The sequence below is a fragment of the Albidovulum sediminicola genome (assembly GCF_025751575.1).
In the GTDB taxonomy this organism is placed as follows: domain Bacteria; phylum Pseudomonadota; class Alphaproteobacteria; order Rhodobacterales; family Rhodobacteraceae; genus Albidovulum; species Albidovulum sediminicola.
The window spans coordinates 17,932-43,477 of the sequence record NZ_JAOWLA010000006.1; the positions used below are offsets into that span (position 1 = coordinate 17,932).

Annotated in this window: 32 protein-coding genes and 1 tRNA gene; 25 read left to right on the forward strand and 8 right to left on the reverse strand. The window is 65.9% G+C overall.

The genetic code is table 11. The features are described 5' to 3' along the window. Positions 1 to 22: 22 nt before the first annotated feature. Entirely contained in the window at positions 23 to 361 is a 339-nt protein-coding gene (locus tag OE647_RS07605; RefSeq protein WP_263721121.1) for a P-II family nitrogen regulator, read from the reverse strand. A 179-nt stretch (positions 362 to 540) separates the two neighbouring features. Between OE647_RS07605 and OE647_RS07610 the strand changes: the two genes are divergently transcribed. Then, positions 541 to 2,238 (forward strand): NAD(P)H-hydrate dehydratase, encoded by a 1,698-nt coding sequence (locus OE647_RS07610; RefSeq protein WP_263721122.1) that lies wholly within the window; start codon positions 541 to 543, stop codon positions 2,236 to 2,238. 3 nt (positions 2,239 to 2,241) lie between these two features. Here the strand turns inward: OE647_RS07610 and OE647_RS07615 are convergent, their stop codons facing one another. Beyond that, positions 2,242 to 2,754, reverse strand: a complete 513-nt coding sequence (locus OE647_RS07615) for a Hint domain-containing protein (RefSeq protein ID WP_263721123.1) — start codon at positions 2,752 to 2,754, stop codon at positions 2,242 to 2,244. A gap of 225 nt (positions 2,755 to 2,979) precedes the next feature. On the opposite strand from OE647_RS07615, the gene OE647_RS07620 reads away from it, so the two are divergent. The 4 genes from OE647_RS07620 (at position 2,980) to cysK (ending at position 6,299) form a co-directional block, all read left to right on the forward strand. Beyond that, positions 2,980 to 3,064: transfer RNA gene (locus OE647_RS07620), tRNA-Leu, on the forward strand. 20 nt (positions 3,065 to 3,084) lie between these two features. Then, positions 3,085 to 4,419 (forward strand): trigger factor, encoded by a 1,335-nt coding sequence (gene tig / locus OE647_RS07625; RefSeq protein ID WP_263721124.1) that lies wholly within the window; start codon positions 3,085 to 3,087, stop codon positions 4,417 to 4,419. Between the two features lie 192 nt (positions 4,420 to 4,611). Continuing rightward, positions 4,612 to 5,148 (forward strand): HD domain-containing protein, encoded by a 537-nt coding sequence (locus OE647_RS07630; protein ID WP_263721125.1) that lies wholly within the window; start codon positions 4,612 to 4,614, stop codon positions 5,146 to 5,148. Between the two features lie 74 nt (positions 5,149 to 5,222). Continuing rightward, complete coding sequence (gene cysK, locus OE647_RS07635; RefSeq protein ID WP_263721126.1) at positions 5,223 to 6,299, forward strand: cysteine synthase A; 1,077 nt, start codon at positions 5,223 to 5,225, stop codon at positions 6,297 to 6,299. Here the strand turns inward: cysK and OE647_RS07640 are convergent, their stop codons facing one another. The 6 genes from OE647_RS07640 to OE647_RS07665 form a co-directional block, all read right to left on the reverse strand. Beyond that, positions 6,300 to 7,247 carry a DMT family transporter gene (locus OE647_RS07640; protein WP_263721127.1) on the reverse strand — a complete coding sequence of 316 codons (948 nt, stop codon included), beginning with the start codon at positions 7,245 to 7,247 and terminating at the stop codon, positions 6,300 to 6,302. 179 nt (positions 7,248 to 7,426) lie between these two features. Then, entirely contained in the window at positions 7,427 to 8,128 is a 702-nt protein-coding gene (locus tag OE647_RS07645) for an outer membrane beta-barrel protein (protein ID WP_263721128.1), read from the reverse strand. 202 nt (positions 8,129 to 8,330) lie between these two features. After that, a complete protein-coding gene (gene rplI / locus OE647_RS07650; RefSeq protein WP_263721129.1) occupies positions 8,331 to 8,900 on the reverse strand; it encodes a 50S ribosomal protein L9 in 570 nt (189 codons plus the stop codon). A gap of 12 nt (positions 8,901 to 8,912) precedes the next feature. After that, positions 8,913 to 9,140: a 30S ribosomal protein S18 gene (gene rpsR / locus OE647_RS07655; protein ID WP_261494662.1), complete on the reverse strand. Its 228-nt coding sequence runs from the start codon at positions 9,138 to 9,140 to the stop codon at positions 8,913 to 8,915. A gap of 28 nt (positions 9,141 to 9,168) precedes the next feature. After that, positions 9,169 to 9,540, reverse strand: a complete 372-nt coding sequence (gene rpsF / locus OE647_RS07660) for a 30S ribosomal protein S6 (protein ID WP_263721130.1) — start codon at positions 9,538 to 9,540, stop codon at positions 9,169 to 9,171. Between the two features lie 144 nt (positions 9,541 to 9,684). Continuing rightward, positions 9,685 to 10,494, reverse strand: coding sequence for a cytochrome b (locus OE647_RS07665; protein ID WP_263721131.1), 810 nt, complete (start codon positions 10,492 to 10,494; stop codon positions 9,685 to 9,687). A gap of 149 nt (positions 10,495 to 10,643) precedes the next feature. Here OE647_RS07665 and fabD point away from each other — a divergent pair, with 149 nt between their 5' ends. The 20 genes from fabD (at position 10,644) to OE647_RS07765 (ending at position 25,544) form a co-directional block, all read left to right on the forward strand. Further along, positions 10,644 to 11,573, forward strand: a complete 930-nt coding sequence (fabD, locus tag OE647_RS07670; RefSeq protein ID WP_263721132.1) for an ACP S-malonyltransferase — start codon at positions 10,644 to 10,646, stop codon at positions 11,571 to 11,573. Positions 11,574 to 11,632: 59 nt separating this feature from the next. Continuing rightward, on the forward strand, positions 11,633 to 12,370 hold the full coding sequence (gene fabG, locus OE647_RS07675) for a 3-oxoacyl-ACP reductase FabG (protein WP_263721133.1): 738 nt from the start codon (positions 11,633 to 11,635) through the stop codon (positions 12,368 to 12,370). A 179-nt stretch (positions 12,371 to 12,549) separates the two neighbouring features. After that, positions 12,550 to 12,783, forward strand: coding sequence for an acyl carrier protein (locus tag OE647_RS07680; RefSeq protein ID WP_263721134.1), 234 nt, complete (start codon positions 12,550 to 12,552; stop codon positions 12,781 to 12,783). Between the two features lie 640 nt (positions 12,784 to 13,423). Next, complete coding sequence (locus tag OE647_RS07685; protein WP_263721135.1) at positions 13,424 to 14,167, forward strand: 1-(5-phosphoribosyl)-5-[(5-phosphoribosylamino)methylideneamino]imidazole-4-carboxamide isomerase; 744 nt, start codon at positions 13,424 to 13,426, stop codon at positions 14,165 to 14,167. 99 nt (positions 14,168 to 14,266) lie between these two features. Then, positions 14,267 to 15,529 (forward strand): beta-ketoacyl-ACP synthase II, encoded by a 1,263-nt coding sequence (gene fabF, locus OE647_RS07690; RefSeq protein ID WP_263721136.1) that lies wholly within the window; start codon positions 14,267 to 14,269, stop codon positions 15,527 to 15,529. Beyond that, positions 15,529 to 16,686 (forward strand): endolytic transglycosylase MltG, encoded by a 1,158-nt coding sequence (gene mltG / locus OE647_RS07695; protein ID WP_263721137.1) that lies wholly within the window; start codon positions 15,529 to 15,531, stop codon positions 16,684 to 16,686. Before fabF ends, mltG begins: the two co-directional genes overlap by 1 nt. Before the next feature lie 104 nt (positions 16,687 to 16,790). Continuing rightward, positions 16,791 to 17,213: a GFA family protein gene (locus OE647_RS07700; RefSeq protein WP_263721138.1), complete on the forward strand. Its 423-nt coding sequence runs from the start codon at positions 16,791 to 16,793 to the stop codon at positions 17,211 to 17,213. Positions 17,214 to 17,469: 256 nt separating this feature from the next. Next, positions 17,470 to 17,745 carry a hypothetical protein gene (locus tag OE647_RS07705; RefSeq protein WP_263721139.1) on the forward strand — a complete coding sequence of 92 codons (276 nt, stop codon included), beginning with the start codon at positions 17,470 to 17,472 and terminating at the stop codon, positions 17,743 to 17,745. 7 nt (positions 17,746 to 17,752) lie between these two features. Beyond that, positions 17,753 to 19,036, forward strand: a complete 1,284-nt coding sequence (locus OE647_RS07710) for a DNA-packaging protein (RefSeq protein ID WP_263721140.1) — start codon at positions 17,753 to 17,755, stop codon at positions 19,034 to 19,036. A gap of 129 nt (positions 19,037 to 19,165) precedes the next feature. Continuing rightward, positions 19,166 to 20,338, forward strand: a complete 1,173-nt coding sequence (locus tag OE647_RS07715; protein WP_263721141.1) for a phage portal protein — start codon at positions 19,166 to 19,168, stop codon at positions 20,336 to 20,338. Between the two features lies 1 nt (position 20,339). Beyond that, positions 20,340 to 20,573, forward strand: coding sequence for a GTA head formation protein, RCAP_rcc01685 family (locus tag OE647_RS07720; protein WP_263721142.1), 234 nt, complete (start codon positions 20,340 to 20,342; stop codon positions 20,571 to 20,573). Positions 20,574 to 20,585: 12 nt separating this feature from the next. After that, entirely contained in the window at positions 20,586 to 21,140 is a 555-nt protein-coding gene (locus tag OE647_RS07725; protein ID WP_263721321.1) for an HK97 family phage prohead protease, read from the forward strand. A gap of 36 nt (positions 21,141 to 21,176) precedes the next feature. Beyond that, positions 21,177 to 22,385, forward strand: a complete 1,209-nt coding sequence (locus OE647_RS07730) for a phage major capsid protein (RefSeq protein WP_263721143.1) — start codon at positions 21,177 to 21,179, stop codon at positions 22,383 to 22,385. Between the two features lie 151 nt (positions 22,386 to 22,536). Next, positions 22,537 to 23,133: a head-tail connector protein gene (locus tag OE647_RS07735; RefSeq protein WP_263721144.1), complete on the forward strand. Its 597-nt coding sequence runs from the start codon at positions 22,537 to 22,539 to the stop codon at positions 23,131 to 23,133. Beyond that, positions 23,130 to 23,468, forward strand: a complete 339-nt coding sequence (locus OE647_RS07740; protein WP_263721145.1) for a head-tail adaptor protein — start codon at positions 23,130 to 23,132, stop codon at positions 23,466 to 23,468. Before OE647_RS07735 ends, OE647_RS07740 begins: the two co-directional genes overlap by 4 nt. Further along, on the forward strand, positions 23,465 to 23,872 hold the full coding sequence (locus tag OE647_RS07745; protein ID WP_263721146.1) for a DUF3168 domain-containing protein: 408 nt from the start codon (positions 23,465 to 23,467) through the stop codon (positions 23,870 to 23,872). The genes OE647_RS07740 and OE647_RS07745 overlap by 4 nt, the downstream gene beginning before the upstream one ends. Positions 23,873 to 23,946: 74 nt before the next feature. Then, positions 23,947 to 24,369, forward strand: coding sequence for a phage major tail protein, TP901-1 family (locus tag OE647_RS07750; protein ID WP_263721147.1), 423 nt, complete (start codon positions 23,947 to 23,949; stop codon positions 24,367 to 24,369). Continuing rightward, positions 24,369 to 24,686, forward strand: coding sequence for a gene transfer agent family protein (locus OE647_RS07755; protein ID WP_263721148.1), 318 nt, complete (start codon positions 24,369 to 24,371; stop codon positions 24,684 to 24,686). Before OE647_RS07750 ends, OE647_RS07755 begins: the two co-directional genes overlap by 1 nt. After that, entirely contained in the window at positions 24,686 to 24,913 is a 228-nt protein-coding gene (locus OE647_RS07760; protein WP_263721149.1) for a rcc01693 family protein, read from the forward strand. Before OE647_RS07755 ends, OE647_RS07760 begins: the two co-directional genes overlap by 1 nt. Beyond that, on the forward strand, positions 24,882 to 25,544 hold the full coding sequence (locus OE647_RS07765) for a phage tail tape measure protein (protein ID WP_263721150.1): 663 nt from the start codon (positions 24,882 to 24,884) through the stop codon (positions 25,542 to 25,544). Before OE647_RS07760 ends, OE647_RS07765 begins: the two co-directional genes overlap by 32 nt. Positions 25,545 to 25,546 lie beyond the last annotated feature (2 nt).

Sequence of the window (25,546 nt, forward strand, 5' to 3'; positions counted from 1 at the left end):
GGCCGGGGGCCTCCGGGGTGTTTCAGATCGCGTCCTCGCCGGATTCGCCGGTGCGGATGCGGATGACCTGTTCGACGGGGCTGACGAAGATCTTGCCGTCGCCGATCTTGTCGGTGCGCGCGGCCGAGATGATGGCCTCGATCGCCGTTTCGACCATGTCGTCGGAGAGGACGACCTCGATCTTCACCTTGGGCAGGAAATCGACGACGTATTCTGCGCCACGGTAAAGCTCGGTGTGGCCCTTCTGGCGGCCGAAGCCCTTGACCTCGATCACCGAAAGTCCCTGGACGCCGACTTCCTGAAGGGCCTCCTTCACCTCGTCGAGTTTGAAGGGCTTGATGATGGCTTCGATCTTCTTCATGGGCCGACTCCCTTGGGGGCGTTTTCTGCGGTCGGCCCTCTGTCACCACTTTCGCTGCGGACGCACAATTGGCTAGGCTTCGGGGAAGCCGGGCCGGATGACGATTCCAGGCATTATGCACAAAATTTGTGCAATGCGCCCGGATTGCGGGCTGTTTATAAACTTTCAGGGTTTCCTTGATGACCGAGTTGCTGACCTCTGCCCAAATGCGCGCCATCGAAGCGGCCGCGATCGCCTCCGGCGAGGTGACGGGGCTGGACCTGATGGAGCGCGCCGGACGGGGCGTGGTTGAGGCGATCTTCGAGGCTTGGCCGGAACTGGCGGCGAACCGCGGGGGCGCCGCCCCCGCACCCCCGGGGTATTTGGGCAATGAAGAAGAGGGGGGCGGGTCCTTTCGGGCGGTCGTACTGTGCGGGCCGGGAAACAACGGTGGTGACGGGTTTGTCGTGGCGCGGCTGCTGGCGGAGCGGAGTTGGGAGGTGGAGGTCTTCCTCTATGGCAACCCGGAAAACCTGCCGCCGGATGCGCGGGTGAACTACGAGCGCTGGAGGGCGTTGGGGGAGGTCAATCCGCTCTCGGGCCGGTCCATTGACATCAGGCGTCATGCCGGAGCCGTCATCATTGATGCGCTCTTTGGAACCGGTCTTTCACGGCCGCTCGAGGGTGCGGCAGTCGATGTGCAACGATTCCTGCTCGGCCTTAAGGGGCGGAGCGCAGCGCGAAAGGCGCTGGTCGCCGTGGATTGTCCATCGGGATTGTGCCTCGACTCCGGGCTTCCCATTCAGAAAGGGGCGGGTGCGGCTGGGATGTATGTGCCCGCCGCCGATCTCACCGTGACCTTCCAGCGGCGGAAACTGGGCCACGTTATCGGACAGGGGCCGCTCTATTGCGGCCGTGTTGCCGTTGTCGATATCGGCCTCGACAAAGCCGTCCGCGATGCAGCGGAAGGCCGAAGTGCGGATGCCATCGATCCGATTGCGGCACGGGCCTTTGCGCGCGAAGTCGCGCGGCCCAACACTTCCGGGGGCGCCTATTACTCGGCGCCCGGAGCAGTTGGCCTGCGAAAGCGCGTCGATCTGCACAAATATCATCAGGGGCACGCCCTGGTGCTGTCTGGCGGTCCGGGGCGAGGCGGTGCGGCGCGGCTCGCTGCCCGTGGAGCGCTGCGGATCGGGGCCGGGTTGGTCACGCTGGTCGTTCCTCACGACGCTGTGGCGGAAACGGCGGCTCGGGTCGATGCGATCATGATCCGCGAAGCGGATGACGCAGCGGCTTTGCTTGATGATGACCGGGTAAATGCGGTTTGCGTCGGTCCGGGGTTCGGCCTCGATCCGCGGGCAGTGTCACTTCTGGAGGCTGTTCTGGACAGCAAGAAACGCGTCGTGCTCGATGCGGACGCGCTGACGATGGTCGGGGCGCAGAGGCATCTCAGGGCAAAGTTGCACGGGGGATGTGTGTTGACACCCCATGAGGGCGAATTCGCCCGCCTGTCGCCGCAGGCCGCCAAGAAACTCAAGACCACTGCAAAAAGCGGCCCCGCCTATTCCAAGGTTGACGCTACGCGGGAGGTTGCTGCGGAGTTCGGGTGTACCGTTGTGTTCAAGGGGGCCGACACGGTCATCGCACATGCCGCTGGCCTGTGTTCCGTCCATTCGGCCCATCATGACCGCGCCGCGCCCTGGCTTGCCACCGCCGGGTCGGGCGACGTTCTGGCGGGATTCATCGCGGGGCTTCTGGCGCGGGGCTTCGCGCCGATGCAGGCGGCAGAGACCGCCGCCTGGCTTCATGTCGAATGCGCGCTTAAGTTCGGACCCGGCCTCATCGCCGAGGATCTGCCGGAGCAACTGCCGGCGGTCTTTCGTGACCTGGGGCTTTGAGCCCTAGTCGAGGAAGATGTTGCCGCGCTTGAACCAGGTCTCGTTTTCGATGCCGGTGCCGGCGCAGAAGACCTCCAGCCCGGCGGCGTAGACGACCTGATCGGTGTCGAACTGGAGCGTGTAGGTGCGCAGAATCTCGTCCTCGCCACGGCAGATCTCAACCCCATCGACGAGCCGCAGCAGCGGAACGACCGCCTGCGCGCCGCGGCCGCGCTTGCGCCACTGGCGCATGACGACGGGCATCCCGGCGGAAAAGGTCATGTCCCGTGCCGGCTGGTCGGCGCCCAGCGTGCTGGCCTTGACCCGGATGGACGGGCCTGCGTGATCCTCGACCCAGACGTTGCGCAGGATGCGCATCCCCTCGCGGGTCACGATCCGGTCACCGCTTCCCAGCGTCTCGACAAGGCGGGGGCCTTGCGAGGTGAAGATCCGGGTCCCTTCCGCGATTCCGTGGAACGTCCCCTCATCCAGGGACGAGGTTTTCCGGGCAAGATTGTCAGAGAACATCAACGACATGGCAGCACCTGTTACCGAACTAAGTCCCGATCCTGGGTGAGGAATCTGTCAAGAATGCGTTAATCGGGGGGCTTTTCGGGGAAATCTTCGGTGCCGCACCCGCGCGGCTGCCCGAGTCGCTGCCTGCGCCGCAGGGCTGTTTTTCCTCTCGCATCCCTGTGCGGGACTTGATAGAAGGGCGCGGATTTGGGGGGTGGTTTTCACGGGCTGCCTCCCACGGGCATTGCGGGTGTGGCGAAATTGGCAGACGCACCAGATTTAGGTTCTGGCGCCGCGAGGCGTGGGGGTTCAAGTCCCTCCACCCGCACCATGAGGGAAAAGGACGAAGGAATGCAGGTCACCGAGACCCTGAAGGACGGTCTGAAGCGTAGCTACACGATCACCGTGCCGGCTGCCGATCTGGACATGAAGGTCACCGAGAAGCTCGTCGAGGCGCAGCCCGAGGTCGAGATGAAGGGCTTCCGCAAGGGCAAGGTGCCGCTTGCGATGCTGCGCAAGACGTTCGGCCAGCGCCTGCTGGGCGACGCGATGCAGGACGCGATCGACGGCGCGATGAAGTCGCATTTCGATGCGACCGGCGACCGTCCGGCGGTTCAGCCGAAGGTCGAGATGAAGGGCGGCGAAGAGTGGAAAGAGGGCGACGATGTCGTCGTCGAGATGTCCTACGAGGCCCTGCCGGAGATCCCGGACCTCGACGTTTCGGCCGTCGCGCTGGAAAAGCTCGTCGTGAAGGCGGATGAGAAGTCGGTGCAGGAAGCGCTCGACAACCTCGCCTCCAACGCGCAGACCTTCGAGGACCGCAAGAAGGGCACCAAGGCCAAGGACGGCGATCAGGTCGTGATCGACTTCGTCGGCAAGATCGACGGCGAACCCTTCGAGGGCGGCGCCGGCGAGGATTATCCGCTGGTCCTGGGCTCAGGCGCGTTCATCCCCGGTTTCGAAGAGAAGCTGGTCGGCGCCAAGGCCGGTGAGGAAGTCGCCGTCGAAGTGAGCTTCCCCGAGAACTACGGCGCGCAGCACCTGGCCGGCAAGGCCGCCGTCTTTGACTGCACCGTGAAGGCCGTCAAGGCGCCGAAGCCCGCCGAGATCGACGACGAGCTTGCCAAGCGTTTCGGCGCGGAAAGCCTTGAGGCGCTCAAGGGGCAGGTGACGGAGCGGCTCGAAGCCGAATACGTCTCTGCGGCGCGCGCGGTGATGAAGCGTGCGCTTCTGGATGCGCTCGACAAGCTGGTCAGCTTCGAACTGCCGCCGAGCCTGGTTGACGCGGAAGCAAACCAGATCGCGCACCAGCTCTGGCACGAGGAAAACCCCGATCACCACGGTCACGACCATGGCTCGATCGAGCCGACGGAAGAGCACAAGACGCTGGCCGAGCGCCGCGTGCGCCTTGGCCTACTGCTGGCCGAGGTCGGCCGCAAGCAGAACGTCGAAGTGACGGATGCCGAGATGACCCAGGCGGTTCTGGCGCAGGCGCGTCAGTATCCGGGGCAGGAGCGCGCCTTCTTCGAATTCGTGCAGAAGAACCCGCAGATGCAGCAGCAGCTGCGTGCGCCGATCTTCGAGGACAAGGTCGTGGACTTCATCTTCGCCGGCGCCTCGGTGAGCGAGAAGGAAGTGTCCAAGGACGATCTTCAGAAAGCGGTCGAGGCGCTCGACGAGATCTGAGGGCCCCGATCCTGAGGGACAGTAACGGGACCGCGCCTTTGGGCGCGGTCTTTTCTTTTGCCCTTGCAATCGGCGCGAAGACTGCCATCTTGGCGGGGAAGGCACTGCCTTCTTTTCCCCAAATCCGAAAACGGCCATGCTCTGCGTATCGCGGGGTTGCCCGCCTGCGACAGCCGGCCGGATGGAGTATTCATGGACATCATAGACCAAGCAAAGGCCTTCGCGGCGCGCGCGCATCAGGGCCAGGTTCGCAAAGGGGCCGCGCGTGAGCCCTATATCGTGCATCTGGAGGAGGTTGCGGCCCTGGCGATCCGCTTTGGTGCGGACGAAACCGTGATCGCCGCCGCTTGGCTGCACGACACGATCGAGGATTGCGCTGTCACCGCCCACGAACTGCGCGTGATCTTCGGAGATGAGGTTACGGCCCTCGTCGAGGAACTGACCGATGACAAGGGCCTGAGCGCGCCCGAGCGCAAGCGGCGCCAGGTGCTGAATGCCCCGCGCAAATCCCCCGGTGCGGCCCTTCTGAAAGTCTGCGACAAGATGTCGAACGTCCGCGCGGTCGCCGAGACGCCGCCGCTTGACTGGCCGCTTTCGCGCCGCGCGGCCTATCTCGACTGGGCGGAGACCGTGGTCGCTGCGCTGCCCGGGGTCCCTCACCACGCCCGCGCCGCCTTTGGTGAGGCGCTGGAGCGCGCCCGGCAGGCCCTGATGGAGCCGCCGGCCTGAAAGCGCGCAACCCTGTTCGGGCACGCGACGATGGCGTATGCTGTTCGGAACCAGGGAGAAAAGGGGAACGCCTCATGACTGACAGCATCAGGACCACGAAGGGCCGCCGCCGGCGCTATGACAGCGTGCTGGACACCATCGGTGACACACCGGTCATCCGCATCAACCGGATCGGGCCGGACCATGTCACCGTCTATGTGAAGGTGGAGGCGTTCAACCCCGGCGCGTCGGTCAAGGACAGGCTGGCCGTGAACATCATCGAGGCCGCCGAGCGCGAGGGCCGGCTGAAGCCGGGTCAGACCGTGGTGGAGGCGACCTCGGGCAATACCGGCATCGGCCTTGCCCTCGTCTGCGCCGCCAAGGGCTATCCGCTGGTGGTGACCATGGCCGACAGCTTCTCGGTCGAGCGGCGGCGGCTGATGCGGATACTGGGCGCCAAGGTCGTCCTGACGCCACGCGCCGAAAAGGCGGTGGGCATGTACCGCAAGGCGGCGGAGCTTGCCGACAAGCACGGCTGGTTCCTGGCCCGGCAGTTCGAGACCAAGGACAATGCCGACATCCACGAAGCCACAACCGCGCAGGAGATCCTTGCCGATTTCGACGGCGAACGGCTGGACTACATCGTCACCGGCTACGGCACCGGCGGTACGGTGACGGGGATCGGGCGCGTCATACGCAAGGCACGGCCGGACACGAAGATCATCCTTACCGAACCCTCCAACGCGGCTTTGATCGAAAGCGGCACGCCCCAGCCGCGCGAGGCCGATGGCGCCCCTGCCCAGGGCCATCCCGCCTGGCAGCCGCACCCGATCCAGGGCTGGACGCCCGACTTCATCCCGCTTGTCCTGCAAGAGACCTTGGACAAGAGCTTCTTTGACGCGCTGATCCCGGTTCCGGGCGCCGAGGGCATCGCCTGGTCCCGTCGGCTTGCCGCCGAGGAGGGGATCTTCGTCGGCATCTCGGCGGGGGCGACCTTTGCCGCCGCGATGAAGGCCGCCGAAAGCGCGGCGCCCGGATCGGTCATGCTGGTGATGCTGCCCGATACGGGCGAGCGTTACCTGTCGACGCCGCTCTTCGAAGGCATCGTCGAAGACATGACCGATGAGGAGCGGGAGATCATGCGCTCCACCCCCGGTTATCAGATGGGCTGATCAGCGGCGGGCGCGCAGCCCCTCGCGGTAAAGCACGTAAAGCCCGGCGCTGATGATCATGGCGATCCCAAGCCATCCTTGGGCGTCGGGCAAGTCGCGGAAATAGAGCCAGCCGAACAGCACGCTCCAGATCATCGCGGTGTATTCGAAGGGCGCGACGACATTCGACTCCGCGACGCGGTAAGCTTGGGTCAGCAGCGTCAGCCCCGCCGCCGCGACAAACCCCGTCGCCATCATCATCGCCAGATCGCGCATCGGCGGGTTGACCCAGCCGCGCAACAGAAAGCCGAGGCTGGCATGCGTGGCGCTTTCCTGACTGCCATCGTGAAAGACAGCAGCCAGCGCCAGCGCGCAGATCAGGAACACGAGGTTGCCCCAGAACGCCAGCGCCGCGGCGCTGTGGCGGGCGCCAAGGTGGCGGGCATGGACCATTGAGGCAGCATAGGTCAGGCCCGAACCGATTGCGAGGACCGCGGCCCAGTCGAAGAGCTCCGATCCCGGCCGCAGCATCACCAAAGCGCCAAGAAAGCCGACGATGACCGCCGCCCACCGGCGCGGCCCCACATGCTCGCGCAGGATCAGGACGGAAAAGAGCGTGATGAAAAGCGGCGCGGTGAAGTAGAGCGCCGCCGTCGTGGCAAGCGACAGCGCAGCTAGGGCGAGGTAGTAGCCGAAATAGGCCGCGCAGATCACGAAACCGCGCCAGAGCATTGCCGACCAGCCCGGCGCGACGAGGCTGCGCAACCCTCCGTTCAGCAAGACCAGTATCAGCAGCAACGGCATCGCGGTCAGGCTGCGCAGGACCATGATTTCGTAAAGCGGGTAGCTACCGCTCAGCAGCTTCAGGATCAGGTCCTGGAGCGAAAAGACGGTGATGCCGGTGACAAGATAGGCAACGCCTGTGGCGCTGGAGTGATCTGGCCGAAAGGCCGGTGCGACATGGGCCATGCGAGGTTCCGTGATTTTTGCGAAAACCTAGCGCGGGGCAGCTCGGGCCGCTTGGCTGCGGGCGACAGTCGAATGACGGGAACGAAACGCAGAAGGCCGCGCCGGGGACGGCGCGGCCCGAGATTGGAGCGCTCGGGCGTCTTGCATCGCCCGGCCGCGCGGCTGGGTAGTGCGCGCGGTCAGCCCCCGAAGTTGATCTGGAAGCCCATCCCGACTTGCAGGCCGTCGGCGCTGTGCGTCAGGTTGCCAGCATCGACGACCCCTGACGCCAGCGGGTGATTGGTCGAGGCGGACAGGATGTAGCGCGTATCCAGCACCAGGTTCGCATTGGCGCCCAAGGCCCGGCTGGCCCGCAGGCCGAACATCCCGTAGGTCGTGCTGTCGCTGCTGTTCGCCGGCACGACCGTGTCACTGCTCACGAGGTCGGTCTTGACCATGCCAAGGCCAAGACCCGCGTCGAAGTCCCAGTTCCCCGGGGCGTTGGAAAGCTGGGTCCAGAGATTGACGCCGATCCGCCGGGACTCGATCGTGGAACGATAGAAGAAAGTGGGGTTCGGCAGGCCAGGGAAGGATGCCGAGACCGTGTCGTAGGAACCACCCTGGGAATATTCGAGTTCGACGTCGAAAGACGTCTGTCCCAGCGCGAACGCATCGCGCATTCCGAGGGTTGCCGAAAACGCGTTGGTGTCGCTGGACTGGGTATCGGTGTTGTAGAAACCGCCCGCAGTGTTGAAGCCGCCGAAATCGTTTGAGAGCGCCTGGTAGGCGGCACCCAACCCGACATAGTACCGCGCGCCTTCGGCGTTAACGGGCGCGGCCGCCGCTGCGCCCAGGGCAAGCGCGGCAAGCGCCACGAGCGAGTGTTTGAAACCGTTTGTCACGTCTGTCCCCTTCTCCGACACTTTTTTGGTCGAGTGCTTGATTGAGGGCATCTTCTCCCGACCCGGTCCGCAGTTTAAGCCGGCTCAACTGCAGGGTGTGAGGCTTGGCCTTGGCGTTGCGGATCGGACACGGTCGGGACGTGGGAATGAAAAAGCCGCGCCGGAGGGACCGGCGCGGCTCAAGACCGGGATGTTGTTCCGATTATTCGTCGGAAGCGGCCGCGCCGACTTCGTCGAACAGTTCGGCGATCTCGAACTCCGCCGCGGCTTCCGCCTCGGCCGCGAGTTCCTGGATCGACTTGCCCGAGGCCTGAAGCTCGGCTTCTTCGGCCGAACGCGCGACGTTCACCGAGACGGAGACCGAAACTTCGGGGTGCAGCACGACGGTGACGCGGTGCAGGCCCAGGTCCTTGATCGGCGCATCGAGCGAGATCTGCTTGCGGTCGATCGTGAAACCGGCTGCGGTCGCGGCGTCCGCGATGTCGCGGGGCGTGACCGAACCGTAAAGCGCACCGGCGTCGGAGGCCGAGCGAATCACGATGTAGGACTGACCGTCCAGCTTTTCGCCCAGTGCCTCGGCTTCCTTGCGGGTCTCGAGGTTGCGGGCTTCGAGCTGGGCTTTCTGGGCCTCGAAGTTCTTGATGTTGGCGTCGGAGGCGCGCAGCGCCTTGCCCTGCGGCAGCAGGAAGTTGCGCGCGTAGCCGTCCTTGACCTTGACGACTTCGCCCATCTGGCCAAGCTTGGCCACGCGTTCCAGAAGGATGACTTGCATGTGCCTCTCTCCTTACTTCACGGCATAGGGCAGAAGCGCGAGGAAGCGGGCGCGCTTGATGGCCTGCGCCAGTTCACGCTGCTTCTTCGCCGAAACGGCGGTGATGCGGGCCGGGACGATCTTGCCGCGCTCAGAGATGTAGCGCTGAAGCAGACGGACGTCCTTGTAGTCGATCTTCGGCGCATTCTCACCCGAGAACGGGCAGACCTTGCGACGGCGGAAAAACGGTTTGTTCGCCATGTGTTAGGTTCCTTTCCTCAAGCCCGGATCAACGACGCTCGCGGCGTTCGCCGCGCTCGGGACGGTCACCGCGATCGTCACGCTTCTGCATCTGGACCGAGGGGCCCTCGTCGTGGGCGTCGACGCGGATCGACATCACGCGCATCACGTCGTCATGCAGACGGGCGAGACGCTCCATCTCCTGCACGGCGGCCGAAGGCGCGTCGGTGCGCAGGAAGGCGTAGTGGCCCTTGCGGTTCTTGTTGATCTTGTAGGCCATCGTCTTGACGCCCCAGTACTCGGACATGACGACCTTGCCGCCGTTGTCTGCGAGGACCGTGGAGAAGTGTTCGATGAGCCCTTCGGCCTGCGCGTTGGAAAGGTCCTGACGCGCGATGAGGACATGCTCGTAGAGCGGCATGTATGCTCCTTTATCGTCTCGGGCGGCTTCATAGGCGGGCAAACCCTCCGCGGCCCGCCACGAGAGGCTACGCCGGTTTCGTGAAAGCGGAAGGATGCGGCCTTATAGAGGAACGGGCGCTGGATGCAAGCGGCAGATGGCCGTTCAGTCCGCGGGCGGCGGCGGCATGTCGATGGGCTCCCCGTCCGGTTCCGGCAGGGCCGGGGACGGGGTTTCCGGCGCCGGGGCGGGCTGCGCGGGTGCTTCGGGTTCCGGTGCGGTTTCGAAGGCTGCGAAAGGGTCGGCCATCGGCGCGGGTGCAAGCTGCATGGCAAGCGCGGTGACACCCGCCCAGATCAGCAGCGTGACGATCAGCGGGCCCAAGGGAAAGGCGGCTGCCGGGGCATAGGGGCCCGCGCCGGTCGTGATCCGCGCCAAGGTCGCATCGCGGTCCAGCACCGCATGCTTCGCCGCGCCCAGAAGGTGGAGTGTGAAGGCCACGGCCAGCGTCCAGCCCGCGAACCGATGAAAGGTCTGGAAGACGAGCGAGAGTGCCTCGTTTGAGGGAATGCCGGGAAAACCCTGGCCGAAGGGCCAAAGGATCGGTGCGAAACCCGGCGCGGAGGCGTGCCGCAGCCAGCCCGAGAGCGGGATGAGGATCATGCCGCCCCAAAGCACCAGATGGGTTGTCCGGGCCACGAAGACCTCGACCCGGCGTTCGGGATGCAGGGGGCCGGGGGTGGTAGTGAGCAGCCGCGCGACCAGTCGCAGCGCGATTACGGCGAAGGCGGCGACGCCCACCGTCTTGTGCAGGGAATAGGCCGAAAAAATCGCGACGACCTCGGCCTCTGTCGTCGCGGGAAGCGAAACCATGGTTACGCCGCGCAGCGCCACGGCTGCGATCAGCACCGCGGTCAGCCAGTGAAAGAGCCGGATGACCGGACCGTACCCATGCTGGCCATGATAGCGCGACATCCGCAGACCTCCTGCCTTGGGGGCATGATGACGACCCGGGCGGGCTTTGCCTAGCCCCAGCCCAGTGCCCCGGTCCATTGCCCCGGGTCCATTGCGCGGCAGGCGCGCGCGCGCTATGCGGGAAAGAAATCGCGAGTGAGGGGGACCAGATGACGCGCGCATTCGTTTTTCCGGGGCAGGGGGCGCAGGTGATCGGCATGGGCAAGGCGCTCGCCGAGGCCTATCCGGCGGCCCGGGCGGTGTTCGAGGAAGTGGACGCGGCACTGGGCGAGAAGCTTTCCGCGTTGATCTGGGAGGGCGCGCAGGAAGACCTGACGCTGACGCAGAACGCGCAGCCCGCGCTGATGGCGACCTCGATCGCAGCGGCGCGCGCGCTGGAGGCCGAGGGTATCCCGGTCACCTCCGCCGCCTATGTTGCGGGGCATTCGCTTGGCGAGTATTCCGCGCTTTGCGCTGCGGGGGCGTTGAGCCTTGCCGATACCGCGCGTCTCTTGCGCCTGCGTGGCCAGGCCATGCAGCAGGCGGTTCCGGTGGGTGTGGGGGCGATGGCCGCGCTGCTTGGCCTCGATTTCGAGGCCGCGACGGCGGTCGCGGAGGAGGCCGCGCAGGGCGAGGTCTGCCAGGCGGCAAACGACAATGATCCCGCGCAGGTTGTGGTTTCCGGTCACAAGGCCGCAGTGGAACGTGCGGTCGAGATCGCCAAGGCCAAGGGCGCCAAACGGGCGGTCCTGCTGCCCGTCAGCGCCCCATTCCACTGCGCGCTGATGGAGCCCGCGGCGAAGGTAATGGCCGAGGCGCTGGACGACGTGGCCATCGGCGAACCCGTGGTGCCGGTCGTGGCGAACGTCCGGGCGGTTGCAGTTCGCAACCCCGAGGTGATCCGCAGCCTGCTTGTCGAACAGGTGACCGGCTCGGTTCGTTGGCGGGAATCGGTGGCCTGGATGGCGGGGCAGGGCGTGACCTCCTTCTGGGAGATCGGCGCGGGCAAGGCACTGTCGGGTATGATCCGGCGCATCGCCAAGGAGGCTGAGACGCGCGCGGTCGGCACGCCCGAGGACGTGGCGTCGGCAAAGGGCTGAGGTGGTGGCCGTCCAGTACGGCCTGCACGAATGGCAACGATAACGAAAAGAGGGCGGACATGTTCGATCTGACGGGAAAATCGGCGCTGGTGACGGGCGCTTCGGGGGGCATCGGCGGGGCGATCGCGCGCGCGCTGCACGGGGCGGGCGCGACGGTCGCGCTTTCGGGCACCCGGCTGGAACCGCTGGAGGCGCTGGCGGGCGAGTTGGGTGGGCGGGCGCATGTGCTGCCCTGCAACCTGTCCGACGCCGCGGCGGTGGAGGCGCTGCCCAAGCAGGCGGTCGAGGCCATGGGGGCGGTCGATATCCTGGTGAACAACGCGGGCATCACGCGCGACAACCTCTTCATGCGCATGTCGGACGACGAATGGCGCGACGTGATCGAGGTCAACCTGACCTCGACCTTCCGGCTTTGCCGTGGCGTGCTGCGCGGGATGATGAAGTCGCGCTGGGGCCGGATCGTGAATATCTCCTCCGTCGTCGGGGCCACGGGCAATCCGGGTCAGGGCAACTATGCGGCGGCCAAGGCCGGCATGGTCGGCATGTCGAAAAGCCTCGCCTATGAGGTCGCCAGCCGGGGAATCACTGTCAACTGCGTGGCGCCGGGCTTCATCACAACGGCGATGACCGGGAAGCTGAACGACGACCAGAAGGCGCGGATCCTGACCCAGGTACCCGCCGGACGCATGGGCGAGGCAGAGGAGATCGGCGCCGCGGTGCTCTATCTGGCCAGCCCTGAAGCGGGTTATGTGACCGGCACGACCCTTCATGTGAACGGCGGCATGGCGATGATCTGAACCGCGCCACGGCGTGGTTGCGAAAGCGTTTGCCTCGTGCAAAGACTATGCTATAGGCGGCGCAGATTTGCCGGGAAGGCTAGGCTTTTACCGGTGGCTTTGTTTTACGCAGGGCCAGAACCGCTCTGAACGAGCAAGGAACCAAGGGCGGGGCAGTCCCGCGAATATGAGGATTGGACATGAGCGACATCGCTGATCGCGTGAAGAAGATCGTCGTCGAGCACCTGGGCGTGGACGAGGACAAGGTGACCGAAAATGCGTCGTTCATCGACGATCTGGGCGCCGACAGCCTTGATACCGTGGAACTGGTCATGGCGTTCGAAGAGGAATTCGGCATCGAGATCCCCGATGACGCGGCCGAGACGATCCAGACCTTCGGCGATGCGGTGAAGTTCATCACCGAAGCCGCCTGATCCTGACGGAACAGCAAGTGAAACGGCGCCCCGAACGGGCGCCGTTTTTCGTTTGGGGAACGGTTTTGCCCCGACGGCCGACCTGATCCCAGCCATCGAAACCAAACGGCCGGTCCTGAGTTCCCCGACCACGGCGGGTTTTCCCGCCTTCGCGGCGTTCGGGCGGGAGCTGCCCGTCTATCGTTTCAGCGGCGGAAACCTGCGGCCCGATACCGAAAGCTGGCCGGTCTTCCCTCGGATCGCCGGTAACGGGGCGGTCGAGGGATTCGGGTAATGGGTGACGTTGCGGCAACCTGACGCGGTTTGACTAGGTAGACCAGCTTCGTTGCCGCCCGGCTGCGAGTCGATGAGGATCTTGAGGCTGCGCGCAAGCGGGCTGGATCGCTACAACATCGCAGCAGGGACGCGCCCTGGGGCCCGGGGCCGACGTTGGCGGCGACGGGGGGCGCACGCCTGCGGGGGCTCGCGGGCGCTGGCGCGGGACTACGGTGCATGTTCCAGTACCCGGGGGCATGGGGTTCAAGCCTGCCCATGATAGCCCTTTGGATTCTGGCACTTCTGCTGTTAGGCTGCGCGTAGGGAGATCCCGGCCAGGGCGGGTCCGCCGCGGCCGGTCAATACCAAGACCAAGGAGGGCCGCATGATTATCTATCCGACAATCGAACTACAGAACGGACGTTGCGTGAGCCTGCCGCGCGGAAACATGTCCGAGGCGGCAATTTGGCATGTAGATCCGGTCGAGAAGGCGAAGGAATTCGCCCACGCCGGTGCGGAGTGGATGCACGTCACCGATTTCGACGCCGTGACGGGCAGTTCGGAGAACCACGATCTCGTGCTTCGGATCATCCGGGAGGCCGGAATTCCCGTTCAGCTTGGCGGCGGTTTCCGGTCGCGCGACCGGATCGAGGAATGGATCGAGCTCGGGGCGGGGCGTATCGTGGTCGGTACGCTCGCCGCGCAGAACCCGCACCTGGTCAAGGAATTGGCAGGCCGCCACGTGGATCAGATCGTGCTCGCGGTGGATGTCTGGCAGGGGCATGTGATGATCGAGGGTTGGAAGGCCCAAAGCGCCTATACCGCCGAAGGCTTCATCAACGCCTTCGCCGACACGCCCTTCGCGGGGATCATCGTGACCGACATTGCCGCGGACATCGAGGGCGCGGACGCGGCACTGGGCATGATCGAGGGGATCGCGCGCTCCACCCGGGCGCCGATCATCGCCAGCGGGATCGTGCGCTCGCTTGACGATATTTCCCGGCTGAAGCTTCTGGGCGACGTGGCCGGGGCCCTCGTCGGACGTGCGCTGTTCAACCGGACCATCGATCTTGCCGAGGCGCTGCAGGAAGCTCAACCCGGGCGGCAGAAGGTCGCGGAATTCCTCTAGGGACCGGCCGGCTGCCGCCGGTTCGGGTAACGGGCCTTGCCCGTCCCTTTGATTGCCGTGTATCTAACCGCTGTAGCGCGGATAGAACGAGGGCAGCCGATGCGTCGTGTAGTTGTCACGGGTCTGGGGATGGTCACGCCGTTGGCGTGCGGGGTCGAGGAGACCTGGAAGCGGCTTCTGGCCGGTCAGTCGGGCGCGGGTCCGATCTCTCGGTTCGATACCGCCAACGTGATCACGACCTATGCCTGCGAGATCCCCTTTGGCGATGGTAGCGACGGGACCTTCAACCCAGATCAGTGGATGGAGCCGAAAGATCGCCGCAAGGTCGATGACTTCATCCTCTACGGCATGGCGGCCGCGCAGATGGCGGTCGAGGATTCGGGCTGGATGCCCGAGGACGAGGAAGGGCGCCTGCGCACGGGCGTCATGATCGGTTCGGGGATCGGCGGTCTGACCTCGATCGCGGAAACGGCTGTCCTGATCAAGGAAAAGGGCCCGAAGCGGGTCAGCCCGTTCTTTATCCCGGGCGCGCTGATCAACCTCATTTCCGGGCAGGTCTCGATCCGCTTCGGCTTCAAGGGGCCGAACCACGCGGTCGTGACGGCCTGTTCGACGGGTGCGCACGCCATCGGCGACGCGGCGCGGCTGATCCAGTGGGGCGATGCGGATGTGATGGTGGCCGGCGGCGCCGAAAGCCCGATCAGCGAGATCGGGATCGCGGGCTTCAACGCCTGCAAGGCGCTTTCCACAAAACGAGCGGACGATCCGACCAAGGCCAGCCGCCCTTATGACGCGGATCGCGACGGCTTCGTCATGGGTGAGGGCGCGGGTGTCGTGGTGCTCGAAGAATACGAGCACGCCAAGGCGCGCGGTGCGAAGATCTATGCCGAGGTGCTGGGCTATGGCCTTTCGGGCGACGCCTACCACATCACTGCCCCGTCCGAGGATGGCGACGGCGGTTTCCGCTCGATGTCGGCCGCGCTAAAGCGGGCGGGAGTCACGCCGGACCAGATCGATTACATCAATGCCCATGGCACCTCGACCATGGCCGACACGATCGAGCTTGGCGCGGTCGAGCGGCTGCTGGGCAACCATGCGTCCAATGCGACGATGTCGTCCACAAAGTCCTCCATCGGGCACCTCTTGGGCGCGGCAGGTGCCGTCGAGGCAATCTTCTGTGTGCTGGCGTTGCGCGACCAGGTCGCTCCGCCGACGATCAACCTGGACAACCCGGCCGTCGAACCGAAGCTTGACCTGGCGGCCAATGCCGCGGTCAAGCGCAAGATCGACGTGGCGCTGTCCAACAGCTTCGGCTTCGGCGGCACCAACGCTTCGGTCGTACTGGGGCGGGTCAAGGACTGATGTGGCGTAACATTGCCTCCAACTTCCTGTCGATCGCCGTCGTATTGTTGGTGGTTGTCGTCGGTGTGCTCGCTTGGGGGCAGCGCCAGTACGTCGGCCCCGGGCCCCTTGCCGAGGCGATCTGCTACAAGGTGCCCTCCGGTGCCAAGCTTTGGCAGGTTGCCGAGGGGTTGGAGGAGAAGGGCGCTGTCACTTCTGCCTATATCTTCAAGGTTGGCGCGGATTACGAGGGGCGGGCCTCGGGGCTCAAGGCCGGGTCCTATCTGATCCAGCCGGGCACCCCCATGCAGGAGATCATGGGTATCGTCGCGGGCAGCGGGCGGTCGACCTGCGGAACCGAGATCAACTATCGCATAGGCGTCGCGGCGACCGATGTCCTGGTGCGCGAGCTTGACGCAGTGACGAACCGCTACGTTGAGAAGGTGAAATTCGATCCGGCGGCCGATGCCGTCCCTCAAGACTATCTCGACATCGCCGAGGATGCCGACACCCGTATCCGGATCACGCTCGCCGAAGGTGTCACAAGCTGGCAGGTCGTCGAGGCGCTCAAGCGCGCCGAGTTCCTGGCGGGCGAGGTCAAGGAGGTTCCCGCCGAGGGCTACCTTATGCCTGACAGCTACGAGATCAAGCGCGGCGCCTCGCGCGCGGAGCTTCTGGCGGATATGGAGGAGCGCCAGCGCGCGACCATCGAACGGCTCTGGGCGGAACGCGCAGGCGATCTGCCCTATGACACGCCCGAAGCGGGGCTGGTCATGGCCTCGATCGTCGAGAAGGAGACCGGGGTGCCGGAGGAGCGCCCAGTGGTGGCAAGCGTCTTCGTCAACCGCCTGCGCCAGGGGATGAAGCTGCAGACCGACCCGACCGTCATCTATGGGCTGACCGGTGGCAAATCGGTGCTGGGGCGTGGCCTGCGCCAAAGCGAGTTGAAGAAGGACAACCCCTACAACACCTACGTGATCGAAGGGCTGCCGCCCACGCCCATCGCCAATCCAGGCGAGGACAGCATCCGCGCCGCGCTGAACCCCGCGCAGAGCGATTACCTGTTCTTCGTGGCGGACGGGACAGGCGGGCACGTCTTTGCCAAGACACTCGACGAACATAACCGCAACGTCGCGAAGTGGCGCGAGATCGAGGCGCAGAAAAGCGACGGCGGCTGACAGCGCGTTTCCTCCCTGTCGGCGCGGAACTGTGCTAGGGTTGTGCCGAGGGGCGACAGACCGGCACGAAACCCGGCGCGGGCAGATGCAAGGGGAGGTGCGAAATGTCGACATCTGGAAAATGCTTTTGCGGCGCGGTCGAGCTTGAGGTCTCGGGCGATCCGTTGGGCATGGGCTACTGCCACTGCGAGTCCTGTCGGTCGTGGTCGGCGGGTCCGGTGAACGCCTTCACGCTCTGGAAGCCCGAAAACGTCAAGGTCACGAAGGGTGCCGAGAATATTGGCGCCTTCCAGAAGACGGAGAAGTCGGTCCGCAAGTTCTGCAAGATCTGCGGCGGCCACCTGATGACCGATCACCCGCTATGGGGCGTCGTCGATGTTTATGCGGCGACCGTGCCCGGGGTGGCCTTCACGCCCGGTGTCCACGTCAATTACCAGGAGACGGTGCTGCGCATGCCGGACGGGTTGCCGAAGATGCGCGACTTCCCAGCCGAACTCGGGGGGTCGGGCGAAACGCTACCTGACTAGGTGGCGCCCCGGGCGCGAAATGCAGTTAATGAGGGGTTAACGCAGCGCGCTCTAACGCTCTGATATAAAATGGATTTCTCTTGACTTCCCGAACGGTCCAATGTATACCTTCGGGCATGCTAGAAGAAGTGGGCGAGCGGCACAGGGGTGATCCCCCGGGGCCGCTTTTCCATTTTGCTCGTGCGGATCGGCATGAGAGGCGGACCAAGACCTGATGACATTGAGGTTTACGGCGGAAGAGCCGGCTGCGCGTTCCATGATCGCGCAGGCGCAGATGTTGTTCGCAACGACGGTATCGGAGCTGGAGGCTCTGATCCGGCGGATGAACAGCGGGGAATGGGATGGCAAGGGGGCCAGCGTTGCGTCGGAGTTGCGCAAGGCCCTTGCGCTGTTTCTGGAGGAGAACAACCGGATTGCAAGACTCAGCAAAGAGCAGTCGGGGGTCGCTTACGACTACGCGCTCGACTTCGATGCCGCACGGATTGAGATCGGCCGCCGCCTGGCTTGCCTGCGCGACGCCGGAGGTGGTTGAGGAGTTCATGGCGGGGCTGAGCGAGGGTGCGCTTATGTCGTTGCCCTGGCTCTTCGAATTCTGGGCGCTGCCGCATCAGTTGCCACCCGAGGGTGCCTGGAAGACCTGGGTGATCATGGGGGGGCGGGGCGCGGGCAAGACGCGCGCGGGCGCCGAGTGGGTGCGCGCCGAGGTCGAGGGGCCGCGCCCCCTCGACCCGGGCCGGTCGAAGCGGGTGGCCCTGGTCGGCGAGACGATCGAGCAGGCGCGCGAGGTCATGATCTTCGGCGACAGCGGCATCATCGCCTGTTCGCCCCCGGATCGCAAACCTGTTTGGGAGGCGACGCGCAAACGCCTGGTCTGGCCGAACGGCGCGGTTGCGCAGGTCTTTTCGGCGCATGAGCCTGAGGCCTTGCGGGGCCCGCAATTCGACGCGGCCTGGGTGGACGAACTGGCAAAGTGGAAGCGCGCAGAGGAGGCTTGGGACATGCTCCAGTTCGCGCTGCGCCTGGGCTCGCATCCGCGGCAGGTGGTGACAACGACGCCCAGGAATGTCGGTGCGCTGAAGGCGATCCTCAACAACCCCTCGACGGTCATCACACATGCACCGACCGAGGCGAACAAGGCGCATCTCGCCGCGTCGTTCCTGGCGGAGGTACAGGCGCGCTATGCGGGCACAAGGCTTGGACGGCAGGAGCTTGCCGGCGAGTTGCTGGAGGACGTGGAGGGCGCCCTTTGGACTACCGCGATGATCGAGGCGGGGCGCAAGGAGCCGCCGGAGCGGTTTTCCCGTATCGTCGTCGCGGTCGATCCGGCGGTTTCTGGCAAGAGCGGCGCGGATGAATGCGGGATCGTGGTGGCAGGTGCAGTCACGGAGGGGCCGCCGGAAACCTGGCGGGCCTGGGTGCTTGAGGACGCGAGCCTTTCGGGCTCGCCCCTGCAGTGGGCGGAGGCCGCGGTCGCCGCCTTTCGCCGGCACGGGGCGGACCGGCTGGTCGCGGAGGTGAACCAGGGCGGTAAGCTCGTCGAAAGCGTGGTCCGGCAAGTCGACCCGCTGGTCCCCTATCGGGGCGTCTCGGCGTCGGCGGGCAAGGCGGTGCGGGCGGAGCCGGTCGCGGCGCTCTATGAGCAGGGCCGGGTGCACCATGTGCGTGGGCTGAACCGGCTGGAGGATCAGATGTGCCGGATGACGGTTTTCGGCTATGAGGGGCGCGGCAGCCCGGACCGTGCCGATGCGCTGGTCTGGGCGTTGAGCGAGCTGCTTTTGGAACCGGCACGCGGGTGGCGACGGCCACAGGTGCGCAGCCTTTAGGCGGCTCGTCGGGCGGCGAGGCCGGGGGTTTCACACCCCCGGACTCCCGTGGAGTATTTGGGCCAAAGTGAAGGATGAACCGCCAGCAGAGCGGTTTGTCTGGCCGTTTCATCAGACAGGAGATCGCGGATGGCGTGGAATTTCTTCCGGCGCGCGACCGAGACCGTGCCGGAGCGCAAGGCCTCGGCCACGGGGCGGGTCGTGGCCTGGGGCACAGCGGGGCGCGTGGCGTGGAGCCCGCGCGACACGGTGAGCCTGACGAGGACCGGTTTTGCGGGGAATCCGGTCGGCTTTCGGGCGGTGAAGTTGATCGCGGAGGCGGCAGCGGCCTTGCCGCTGGTGTGTCAGGATCGGGAACGACGGTATGACGCCCATCCGGTCGTGGACCTGATGCGGCGCCCGAACCCCGGCCAGGGGCGGGCCGAGCTGTTCGAGGCGCTTTACGGCCAGCTGCTTCTGAGCGGGAACGGCTATTTGGAGGCCGTGGGGCCGGGCGGGTTGCCGCGGGAGCTTCACGTCCTGCGCTCTGACCGGATGGCGGTGGTGCCGGGCGTCGATGGCTGGCCTGTGGCCTATGATTATGCGGTGGGCGGCCGCAAGCACCGCTTCGACATGACGGGGCCTGTCGATCCGGTCTGCCACATCCGCAGCTTCCATCCGCAGGATGACCACTATGGTCTATCGCCGCTTCAGGCCGCTGCGGTGGCCATCGACGTGCATAATAGTGCCTCGGCCTGGTCAAAGGCGCTTCTGGACAATGCCGCGCGGCCTTCGGGCGCGATTGTCTACCGCGGCGTGGATGGGCAGGGGAGCCTGTCATCGGACCAGTATGACCGGTTGGTGAGCGAGATGGAGGCGCATCATCAGGGCGCGCGCAATGCCGGGCGGCCGATGTTGCTGGAGGGGGGGCTGGACTGGAAACCGATGGGCTTCAGCCCCTCGGACATGGAATTCCAAAAGACGAAGGAAGCGGCGGCGCGAGAGATCGCGGTGGCCTTCGGGGTGCCGCCGATGCTGCTGGGTATTCCGGGCGATGCGACCTATGCCAACTATCAGGAGGCGAACCGCGGGTTCTATCGCCTCACCGTCCTGCCGTTGGCGACGCGGGTGGCGGCGGCGGTCGGGTACTGGCTATCGACCCATCTGGGCGAGCAGGTGGAGTTGCGCCCGGATCTGGACCAGGTTCCCGCGCTCGCGGCCGAGCGGGACCAGCAGTGGAAGCGGGTCGGAGAGGCCGATTTCCTGAGCCAAGGCGAAAAACGCGCCATCCTGGGCCTGCCGCCGTTGGCGGAGGGCGTCTGAGGTGGCGTCAGGGTCGCGATACCTGAAGGAGCCTTTCGAATGCGCCCATGAGCATCGGTTCGAGACCACCGAAAGGATCATGGCCTTGCAGTTCGAAACCGTCGAGCGGCGGCTCGAGCGGATCGAGGCCATGATCGAGGGCGTGGAGCGGCGCCTGTGGATGACGGTCTTCGGGGTCGTCGGCGTGATCCTGAGCCAGGCGGCGCAGTCGATACTGGAATTCGGGACAAGGTAGGAAAGCCAGATGATGAGTTTGGACTATGGGCTGGAGACGAAGTTCTGCCGGCTCGACGCGGATGTCGCGCTGACGGACGGGTGCCGGATCGAGGGCTATGCCTCTCTGTTCGGGCTGGCCGATCAGGGGGGGGATGTGGTGACGGCCGGCGCCTATCGCCGGTCGTTGGACCGGCTGAAGGAGGCGGGGCGCGCGGTCAAGATGCTGTGGCAGCACGACCCGGCACAGCCGATCGGCGTCTGGGACGAGATTGCCGAGGACGCGCGGGGCCTGAAGGTCAAGGGACGTATTCTGACCGAGGTCGAGAAGGGCCGCGAGGCCGCGGCGCTACTGGCGGCGGGTGCCATCGATGGTTTGTCGATCGGTTACCGCACGGTCACGGCAGAGCGGGATGCGAAGGGCCAGCGGCTTCTTCGTGAGGTGGAGCTTTGGGAGGTGTCCCTGGTCACCTTCCCGATGCTTCCCGAGGCGCGGGTGGCGGCCAAGGGGGATACCCCGGCGGATGCCGTTTTGCGTGAACTGGCGGCGGCCTTCGAGGACGCGCGCCGGATGCTGGTGGGCGACTAGCCCCCCAGAAGGCCAACCCTGACTTGAGGTGATGGGATGACGAAGACCGAGACGAAGGCTCGGGCCGGGGAAGGCGTGTCCGACGCTCCGGCCGAGGCGGTGAAAGCCGCGCTGCAAGGGTTCCTGAGCGAGTTCAAGAGCTTGCAGGATGACGTGAAATCGAAGTTGCAACAACAGGAAGAGCGACTGACCATGCTGGATCGCAAATCTTACGCCGCCGGACATTCCTTCGGGCGCCCGGCGCTTTCCACCGCCGTCGATCTCGACGCGCCGCACAAGAAGGCCTTTGCCGCCTATCTGCGCTCGGGTGACGACGACGCGCTGCGCGGGCTGGCGCTTGAGGGCAAGGCCCTCAACACCCAGGTGAATGCCGAGGGCGGGTTCCTGGTGGACCCCGAAACGTCGGACCGCATCCGTGGGGTCCTGAAGTCGATGGCTTCGATCCGCTCGATCGCCAATGTCGTGAATGTCGAGGCGTCGAGCTTTGACGTGCTGGTCGACCACACCGACATGGGCTCGGGCTGGGCGACGGAAACCGGCACGCTGTCGGAAAGCGGCACGCCGCAGATCGACCGCATCTCGATCCCGCTGCATGAGCTTGCGGCGATGCCCAAGGCCAGCCAGCGGCTGCTGGATGACAGCGCCTTCGACATCGAGGGTTGGCTGGCGGGGCGAATCGCCGACAGGTTCGCCCGTGCCGAGGCTCAGGCCTTTGTCTTGGGCGACGGGATCGACAAGCCGAAGGGCTTCCTGACCCATACCGCTGTCGATGACGGTGTCTGGGCCTGGGGGGCGCTGGGCTACGTTGCGACCGGGGCGGCGGGCGATTTCGCGCCGACCAATGCCTCTGATGCGATCGTGGACCTCGTCTATGCGCTGAACGCGGAGTACCGGGCGAATGCGACCTTCGTGATGAACTCGAAAACCGCGGGGGCGGTCCGCAAGATGAAGGATGCCGACGGCCGCTTCCTGTGGTCTGACGGGCTTCAGGCGGGGGAACCGGCCCGGCTGATGGGCTACCCGGTTCTGATCGCCGAGGACATGCCCGACATCGGCGCGGATGCCCATGCCATCGCCTTCGGCGACTTCCACAACGGCTACACCATCGCCGAGCGTCCGGACATGCGGGTGCTGCGCGATCCGTTCTCGGCAAAGCCGCACGTCCTCTTCTACGCCTCCAAGCGCGTGGGGGGCGATGTGAGCGACTTCGCGGCGATCAAGCTTCTGAAATTCGCCGTGTCGTAAGACGCGTGTGAATGGGTCGAGCGGCAACGCTCGGCCCGGATGGGCGCGGGGGATACCCGGTCGATGCCGTCTAGCTGCTCCCTCCGTCCGAGCGGCATCGGATCGCCTCGCGCCCTCCTTTCAGGATGGAGTAGACTTTCGGAGATTTTCCATGATGCTGAGCGAGTTGAGCCCGGTCGCGCAGGCCGCGCTGCCGGTGCAGGCTTTCAAGGATCACCTCAGGCTTGGCACCGGCTTTGCCGACGACGGTGCAGAAGATGCGCTGGCCGAGGCCTATCTGCGCGCGGCGCTGGCGGCGATCGAGGGCCGGATTGGCAAGGCGATCCTGACGCGCGACTTCCGGCTTGAGTTGTCGGATTGGCGTGACGACTGGGCGCAGGCGCTGCCGGTCGCGCCGGTTTCGGCGATCGTTTCGGTCGCGCTTCGCGACGATGCCGGCGCCGTCGAAACGGTTGATGCAGGCCGCTACGCGCTGGAGCGTGATGCCCATCGGCCGCGGCTGAAGGCGGTGGGTTCCTATCTGCCCGGAGTTCCCGCGGGCGGCACGGTCGAGGTGGTCTTCACGGCGGGGTTCGGTTCCGCTTGGGCCGACGTGCCGCCCGATCTTGCGCAAGCGATCTTTCTGCTTGCTGCCGAATATCACGAGCATCGGCACGACACCGAAAGGCGCCAGGCTATCCCTCTGGGGATTGCGGCGCTGATCGAGCGCTGGCGCAATGTGCGTGTGCTCGGCGGGGGCGCGGCATGAAACCGCTGAGGTTGAACCGACGGCTGGTGCTGGAAGAGGCGGCGCGGCTGCCCGATGGGGCAGGCGGCTACGCGACGGTATGGGAGGCCAGGGGCATTCTTTGGGCTGCCGTTGAGGCAGGCTCCGGTCGAGAGCGGGCCGGGGAGTTCGTGACCGTCTCTACCGTCACCTATCGCATCACGGTACGCGCCGCGCCCATCGGCTCGCCGCGGCGCCCGAGACCCGAACAGCGCCTGCGGGACGGCGCGCGCGTCTTCAGGATCGCTGCCGTCGCCGAGGATGACCCGGACGGGCACTATCTGACCTGCTTCGCGCAAGAGGAGCTTCTGGCATGAGCTACGCAATGGCGGCGGCGCTTCAGACGGCGGTCTATGCGCGGCTGGCGGGGGATGGCGCACTTGGCGCTTTGGTTCCCGGGGCGATCTACGACGCAGCCCCGCCGGGCACGGCGGCGGGCACCTATATCTCGCTTGGGCCTGAGGATGCGCGCGACGCGTCCGATCAGGTGGGGCGCGGGGCGTTTCACGAATTCGTCGTTTCGGTCGTGACGGATGCTGCGGGTTTTCAGACCGCGAAGCTGGTCGCGGCGGCGGTGTCGGACGCTTTGGACGGCGCGCCACTTGTCCTTTCGCGGGGGCGGCTTGTCGGGCTCTGGTTTCTGCGTGCCCGCGCCCGGCGGGTCGAGGAGGCGGACGTGCGCCGGATTGACCTGACCTTCCGCGCGCGGGTCGAGGAGTAGGCGCAGGGCGGTTCTCGCCCGCGCAGGTTTATCGGGGGAGGCAGACCCCCACCATCATCAATCGGAGACCGGACATGGCGGCCCAGAACGGCAAGGATCTTCTCATCAAGCTCGACCAGACAGGGGGCGGGCAGTTCGAAACCATCGCGGGCCTCAGGGCCACGCGTATCAGTTTCAACGCCGAAACGGTGGACATCACCAGCCTCGCCAGCCAAGGCGGGTGGCGCGAGCTTCTGGGGGGTGCGGGCGTGCGTTCCGCCTCGGTTTCTGGCTCGGGCGTATTCCTCGACAACAACACCGACGAGCGCGCGCGCCAGATCTTTTTCGACGGCACGGTCGAGGCGTTTCAGGTCATCATCCCGGATTTCGGTGTGGTGGAGGGGCCGTTCCAGCTGACCTCGATCGAATACGCAGGGAGCTACAACGGCGAGGCGACCTATGAGCTGTCGCTGGCCTCGGCCGGCGCGCTGACCTTTACGCCGCTGGCGGTGGCCTGATGGCTAACCCCTGGGCCGGAGAGGTCGCAGTCGTCGTGGACGGCGAGCGCCGGGAAGCCAAGCTGACACTGGGCGCGCTGGCGGAGCTGGAGGCGGCACTGGGGACCGGTTCCTTGGTTGAGCTGGCGGAACGGTTCGAGTCAGGGCGGTTTTCGGCGCGCGATGTGCTGATGTTGGTGGTCGCGGGCCTGCGTGGCGGCGGATGGCGCGGGACGGCCGAGGATTTGATGGCGGCGGAGATCGCCGGCGGGCCGGTGGCGGCCGCACGCATAGCGGCCGAGCTTCTGGCGCGCGCCTTCACCGCACCGGAGCCGTGATGGGCCGGTTCGACTGGCCCGCGCTTCTTCGGGCGGGATTGGTTCAACTGCGATTGAAGCCTGAGGAGTTCTGGCGGCTGACGCCCGCGGAACTGGTGTTGATGCTGGGCGGACCGGGAACGGCACGGCCCATGGGCCGGACGCGGCTGGAAGAGTTGATCGCGGCCTGGCCTGACAAGACGGAAGGAAACGGAAATGCCGGTGACGGACGGGTTAGACGGGCTTGAGGCACAGGCCGCAGCGCTGGAGCAATCGCTTGGTGGCGCGCGCGTCATGGCGGCGGCGTTCGATGCGGAACTGCTCAGGATGCGCGACAGCATGATTTTCACGGGGCGCGAGGTCAACACGCTGTCCCGAAGCATTGGCAATGGCCTTCGCAGCGCCTTCGACGGGCTGGTGTTCGAGGGGATGAAGCTTTCGGACGCGCTGAAGGATGTCGCGCAGACCATTGTGGATACCATCTACAATATCGCGATGGCCCCGGTGCAGAACGCGCTGGGCGGCGCGCTTGCAAACGGGCTCAACTCCGCGCTGAGCGGGGTTTTCGCCTTCGAAAACGGCGGGAGCTTCGCACAGGGACGGGTGATGCCTTTTGCGCGGGGCGGCATTGTCAGTTCGCCGACGATGTTCCCCATGCGGGGGGCAACCGGGCTGATGGGCGAAGCGGGACCCGAGGCCATCATGCCGTTGATGCGCGGCGCCGACGGGCGGCTCGGCGTGCAAAGCGCGGGTGGGGGGCGGCCGGTGAACGTGACCGTGCATGTGACCACCCCCGACGTCCAGGGATTTGCCCGCAGCCAGAGCCAGATTGCCGCGCAGATGGCGCGGGCGCTCTCGCGCGGCGAACGCAACAGGTGAGG